This window comes from Pseudomonas syringae group sp. J309-1, from assembly GCF_032582135.1.
GTDB lineage: Bacteria > Pseudomonadota > Gammaproteobacteria > Pseudomonadales > Pseudomonadaceae > Aquipseudomonas > Aquipseudomonas quasicaspiana.
On the sequence record NZ_JAWHNU010000032.1, the window covers coordinates 17,513 to 21,401 of the forward strand.

The 3,889-nt window shown below is 59.3% G+C and carries 3 protein-coding genes; all 3 read left to right on the forward strand.

Features of this window, described 5'->3' with window-relative positions; translation table 11 throughout:
• On the forward strand, window positions 1-1,506 hold a 1,506-nt coding region (locus RX972_RS17300; protein ID WP_316877380.1), incomplete at its 5' end, for a carboxyltransferase domain-containing protein.
• A gap of 28 nt (window positions 1,507-1,534) precedes the next feature.
• Window positions 1,535-3,352: an allophanate hydrolase gene (gene atzF, locus RX972_RS17305; RefSeq protein WP_316877381.1), complete on the forward strand. Its 1,818-nt coding sequence runs from the start codon at window positions 1,535-1,537 to the stop codon at window positions 3,350-3,352.
• A gap of 12 nt (window positions 3,353-3,364) precedes the next feature.
• Window positions 3,365-3,700 (forward strand): hypothetical protein, encoded by a 336-nt coding sequence (locus RX972_RS17310; RefSeq protein WP_316877383.1) that lies wholly within the window; start codon window positions 3,365-3,367, stop codon window positions 3,698-3,700.
• Window positions 3,701-3,889: the final 189 nt, after the last annotated feature.

The following is a 3,889-nucleotide window of genomic DNA, read 5'->3' on the forward strand; positions in this document are numbered from 1 at the left end:
CCTTCATCGCGGGCAAGCGCGCTCCTACAGGGGGACGGCGGCGCAGCACAGTCCAGTGGGAGCGAATTCATTCGCGATGAGGCTGGTGCATCCGATACATCTTCTGCGTCCGAAATGCCTTCATCGCGGGCAAGCGCGCTCCTACAGGGGGACGGCGGCGCAGCACAGTCCAGTGGGAGCGAATTCATTCGCGAAGCAGGCGACGCGGTGCCTGATCTGACACCTTTGGAAGCGAGCCTCGCTCCAGCAGAATTGACGTCACCCATCGTTCTGGATATTGGCGCAGACGACACGCGCCTGGTCGCCCGCCTCTCCGGCGACACGTACCTGCTGCTGGAAATCGGCGCGCCTGAGCTGGATCTGGTCTTGCGCTTCCGCGGCCATGCCTTGATGCAGGCGCTGGAAGCAAAGCATCTGCAAGGCGTGATCGACCTGACGCCGGGCATTCGCTCACTGCAAGTGCATTACCAGCCGGAACAACTACCGCTGGCGCACCTGCTCGATATCGTTGCTGGCGAATGGGACGCCGTGTGCGCGGCCAAAGACCTGCAAGTCCCTTCGCGCATCGTCCATCTGCCGTTGTCCTGGGATGATCCGGCCTGTCAGCTCGCCATCGAAAAATACATGACTACCGTGCGCAAAGACGCCCCTTGGTGCCCGAGCAATCTGGAGTTCATCAGGCGCATAAACGACCTGCCCAACCTCGATGAAGTAAAGCGCACCGTGTTCGAGGCCAGCTATCTGGTCATGGGCCTGGGCGATGTGTACCTCGGCGCACCGGTCGCCACGCCACTGGATCCGCGCCATCGACTGGTCACCACCAAATACAACCCGGCTCGCACCTGGACCGCCGAAAACTCGGTAGGCATCGGCGGTGCATACATGTGCGTGTACGGCATGGAAGGCCCCGGCGGTTATCAGTTTGTGGGGCGCACCCTGCAGATGTGGAATCGCTACCGCGAAGTTGCCGCGTTCGACGGCAAACCATGGCTGCTGCGCTTCTTCGATCAGATCCGCTTCTACCCGGTCAGCGCTGAAGAACTGCTGCGCATCCGTCGTGATTTCCCACTGGGCCGTTACGACCTGGAGATTGAACACAGCACTCTGAACCTGGCCGATTACCAGGCGTTCCTGAATCGCGAAGCCGAGGGCATCACCACCTTCCGCAGCCAGCAACAAGCGGCATTCAACGCTGAACGTGAACGCTGGATCGCCAGCGGTCAGGCCAACTTCGAAAGCGAAGAAGCCGTCGCGCCGTTGACCGAAGAAGCGCCACTCGAGGCTGGAGAGCACAGCGTCGACAGCCATATCGCCGGTAACCTCTGGCAGGTGCAGGTCGAGGTCGGCCAGCGTGTCGAGGCAGGTGAGACCTTGGTGATTCTGGAGTCGATGAAGATGGAAATTCCGCTGCTGGCACCGACCTCCGGCGTGGTCCGCGAGGTGCGCGTCCAGCCCGGTTCGGCAGTGCGTGCAGGTCAGCGTGTCGTCGTGCTGCAAGCCGACTGATCCTTTTACTTTTTGATGGAATTCTTCTATGAGCCTTGAAGTAACGTTGCACGACCTGCGCCTTGATTCAGTCCGTGCGGCCTATGAATCCGGCAACCTGACACCCCGTCAATTGATCCTCGCGTTGCGTGAAAAAGCCGCTGCGTTGAACCCCGAATATCACCTGTTCATTCACCTGCTGACTCCGAACGAACTGGAGCCCTACCTCGCCGCACTGGAGGGTCGTGATATCAAGGACCTTCCGCTTTACGGCATCCCTTTCGCGATCAAGGACAACATTGATCTGGCGGGCATTCCCACCACAGCGGCTTGCGTGGCGTATACATACACGCCGGAACGTTCGGCGACGATCGTCGAACAGCTTTTAGCGCTGGGGGCGATCCCCATGGGTAAAACCAATCTGGATCAGTTCGCCACGGGCTTGAACGGCAGCCGCTCGCCATTTGGCGCCTGCCCGAACAGCGTGCTCAAAGAATATCCCTCGGGCGGCTCCAGCTCGGGTTCGTCACTCGCCGTCGCGCTGGGCGTCAGCAGTTTTTCGCTGGGCACCGACACAGCAGGCTCGGGCCGGGTACCCGCTGCGCTAAACAATCTGGTGGGCATGAAGGCCAGTAAAGGCCTGTTCTCCACCGCAGGCGTCGTACCGGCCTGCCGCACGCTGGATTGCGTGACGACCTTCACCGCCACCGCTCGCGAAGCCAGCCTGTTGCTGAGCCTGACCGCACGACTGGACCCACGTGACGAATACAGCCGCAGCAACCCGCTGTGGAACGACGCTTCAGCATTCGGTGCGCCACGTCCCTTCCGGTTCGGCGTTCCAGGCGAAGAGGACCTGGAGTTCTTCGGCTGCACGGAGGGTCCGCAGCTGTTTAGCGACGCCGTTGGCCACCTGACCGCGCTGGGTGGCCAAGCCGTCACTCTGGACCTGTCACCGTTCCTTGAGGCCGCGCGTCTGCTGTACGAAGGGCCGTGGGTCGCCGAGCGCTACAGCGTTGCGGGCGAACTGATGGAGACCAACCCCGACGCAGTGTTGCCAGTGATAAAAGCAGTGCTGGCCAAGGCCCCTGCGGTCAGTGGTGTGGAAACATTCCGCGCCCAGTACCGTCTGCAAGCGCTCAAGGCGATCTGCGACAAGGCCATGGAAGATCTGGACTTCGTCGTAACGCCAAGCATTCCCCGTCCGGTGACCAACGCCGACCTGCAAGCCGAACCCGTATTGCGCAATTCGGACCTGGGCTACTACACCAACTTCGTCAACCTGCTGGACTACGCCGCCATTGCCGTACCGAGCGCGTTCATGAACAACGGACTGCCTTGGGGCGTGACGCTGTTCGGCAGGGTGTTCACCGACCAATACCTGCTGAGTGTGGCCGACGCTTTGCAACGTCACACCGAATTGCCATTGATTGGCACTCTGAAAACGCAACTGAACAAACCGGCCACCGTCGCCCGTAATGACATGGCCCGTGTGGTCGTGTGCGGCGCGCATCTGGATGGCCTGGCGTTGAACTGGCAACTCAAACAGCGCGGCGCTCGCCTGGTTGAAACCACCCACAGTTCGCCGGACTACCAACTGTATGCACTCGCAGGCGGCCCGCCGTTCCGGCCGGGCATGGTCCGGGTGGACCAAAGTGGAGTCGCCATCGAAGTGGAAGTCTGGGAACTGCCAAGCCGCGAACTGGGCTCATTCCTCACCGGTATTCCGGCGCCACTGGGTTTAGGCAAAGTACAACTGGCTGATGGCCGCTGGGAATGCGGGTTTATCTGCGAAGCTTATGGGCTGGAGGGCGCAAAAAACATCAGCCATCTTGGCGGCTGGAGGGCTTATCTGCAGGCTGATAAATAGAGCTAAACAGGTTTGGAACACAACCCCGGTGGGAGCGAATTTATTCGCGAAAGCGGTGTGTCAGACGCAGATTTTTTTACAGGAAAAACGCATTCGCGAATGAATTCGCTCCCACGAAAAACAGGTGCTTACGCGCTGAACGCACATCCCGGTAGGAGCGAATTTATTCGCGAAGGCAGTGTGTCAGACACAGATTTTTTTACAGGAAAAACGCCTTCGCGAATGAATTCGCTCCCACGAAAAACAGGTGTTTACGCACTGAACGCACATCCCGGCAGGAGCGAATTTATTCGCGAAAGCGGTGTGTCAGACGCAGATTTTTTGCAGGAAAAACGCCTTCGCGAATGAATTCGCTCCCACGAAAAACAGGTGTTTACGCGCTGAACGCACATCCCGGTAGGAGCGAATTTATTCGCGAAGGCAGTGTGTCAGACACAGATATATTTGCAGGAAAAACGCATTCGCGAATGAATTCGCTCCCACGAAAAACAGGTGTTTACGCGCTGAACGCACATCCCGGTAGGAGCGAATTTATTC

Excerpts from the sequence above, each read along its gene's own strand:
- atzF (WP_316877381.1), top strand. The coding sequence starts at position 1,535 with ATGAGCCTTGAAGTAACGTTGCACGACCTGCGCCTTGATTCAGTCCGT.